Here is a 1,704-nt window from a genome sequence, read left to right as displayed (position 1 = left end):
ATGACCGTATTGCGTTCGGCTGTCGATTAGCCCTGAAACGTTTTTCGCCCACTTTAATTTGCGAGAGCGTTTCAATGTCCACCCTCAATACCCAGCAATCCCTTCCCAGCCTGGCTTCACAACCCTTCGCCGCGCGTTTGCAGCGCGCCCTGCATCATCTGCGCCTGGGCCGTCCCGTCATCCTCATGGACGACTTCGATCGCGAAAACGAAGCCGACCTGATCGTCGCCGCCGACAAACTGACCGTACCCGTCATGGCCCAGCTGATCCGTGACGGCAGCGGCATCGTCTGCCTTTGCCTGCCCGGCGAAACGCTCGACCGCCTGGAACTGCCCCCCATGGTCCAGCGCAACCAGAGCCGCTTCGCCACCGCCTTCACCGTCTCCATCGAAGCGCGCGAAGGCGTCAGCACCGGCGTCTCGGCCGTCGACCGGGTCACCACGATCCGCGCCGCCATTTCGCCCTCGGCCCAAAGCGAAGACATCGTCAGCCCCGGCCACGTGTTCCCGCTGCGCGCCCAGCCCGGCGGCGTGCTGGCCCGCCGCGGCCACACCGAAGGCTCCGTCGACCTGGCCGTCCTGGCAGGCCTGCGCCCCGCCGGCGTGCTGTGCGAGCTGATGAACGCCGACGGCACCATGATGCGCGGCGCGTCGCTTGAACGCTACGCCGCCCAGCACGGCCTGGTGGCGCTGACCATCGCCGAACTGGCCGACCATCTGCAAAAGCTCAAGGATGGCCAGGCCGAAGCCGTGGACGACGAAGTCCTGGAAATGGCCGCAACCGTCTAAGTCCCGCGCAAGCCATCGGGGCCGAGGCGACGCCCGGCCCCGATCGGCAACGACAACGGCATCGCGTCACGGCCGCGCCGGACGCCTCAATGCCACGGCCACCAGCACCGCGGCCAGCGCGCATACGCCCCCCATCAGATACACCGCGCCATACCCCTGAGCGGCCGCCAGCCAACCCGCCACCGGGCCGCTGATCCCCAGCGCCACGTCAAGGAACGCCACATACGCCCCCATGGCCGCGCCCCGGCTTGCCGCCGGCACGCGCCGCACGGCCTCGACGCCAAACGCCGGAAACGCCAGCGAATAGCCCGCGCCGGTCAGCAAAGCCCCGCCATACGCCCACATTGGCGTCGCGCCCGACCAGATCAGCCACTGGCCCGCGGCCTCGACCACCACGCACACCAGCGCCACGCGCGCGCCGCCCAACTTGTCCGGCAGGCCCGCAAAAAATACCCGGGCCAGGATGAAGCCCACCCCGAACGCGCTGAACATCCACGCGGCGCCTTCCCAGCCGCGCTCCGCGAAGAACAGACTGACGAACGCGGTGATCACGCCAAAACCCACGCTGGTCAGCGCCAGGCCCATGCCGGGTAGCAACACCAGCCCCAGCACGCGGTAAAAGGGCGTGCGCACGCCGCCCACCGCCGCCACGCCGGCCTGCGGCAGCACGACCGCCACGGCTGCCAGCGGAATCAGAACCGTCGCCCACGCGATGCCCGCGAAACCCGCGGCGTCATACAACCGCATCCCGGCCGGCGCGCCCAGCGCATAGGCGGCGTAGATCGCGACCCCCACCCAGGCCATCACGCGGCCGGCGTTCTGCGGTCCCACGCGACCCACGCCCCAGCTCAGCGCGCCGGTGGCGATCAGGCTTTCCGCGCATCCCATCAGCGCGCGGCCCGCCAGCAGCGCGGTC

At 69.7% G+C, this 1,704-nt stretch carries 2 protein-coding genes; one reads left to right on the top strand and one right to left on the bottom strand.

The window, feature by feature from the left end; genetic code table 11:
- Positions 1-74: 74 nt before the first annotated feature.
- Positions 75-788 carry a 3,4-dihydroxy-2-butanone-4-phosphate synthase gene (ribB, locus tag ACE039_RS30930; RefSeq protein WP_485824252.1) on the top strand — a complete coding sequence of 238 codons (714 nt, stop codon included), beginning with the start codon at positions 75-77 and terminating at the stop codon, positions 786-788.
- A gap of 66 nt (positions 789-854) precedes the next feature.
- On the opposite strand, the gene ACE039_RS30925 is transcribed toward ribB, so the two are convergent.
- On the bottom strand, positions 855-1,704 hold an 850-nt coding region (locus tag ACE039_RS30925), incomplete at its 5' end, for an MFS transporter (RefSeq protein ID WP_485824251.1).

The sequence above is a fragment of the Achromobacter maghribensis genome, assembly GCF_057334215.1.
The sequence above is the reverse complement of the archived record's forward strand: the minus strand, read 5'-3'. Positions and strand labels throughout refer to the sequence as shown.

What these genes read in the sequence shown, in the direction of transcription:
- ribB (WP_485824252.1), top strand. Translation starts at nt 75, where the DNA reads ATGTCCACCCTCAATACCCAGCAATCCCTTCCCAGCCTGGCTTCACAA.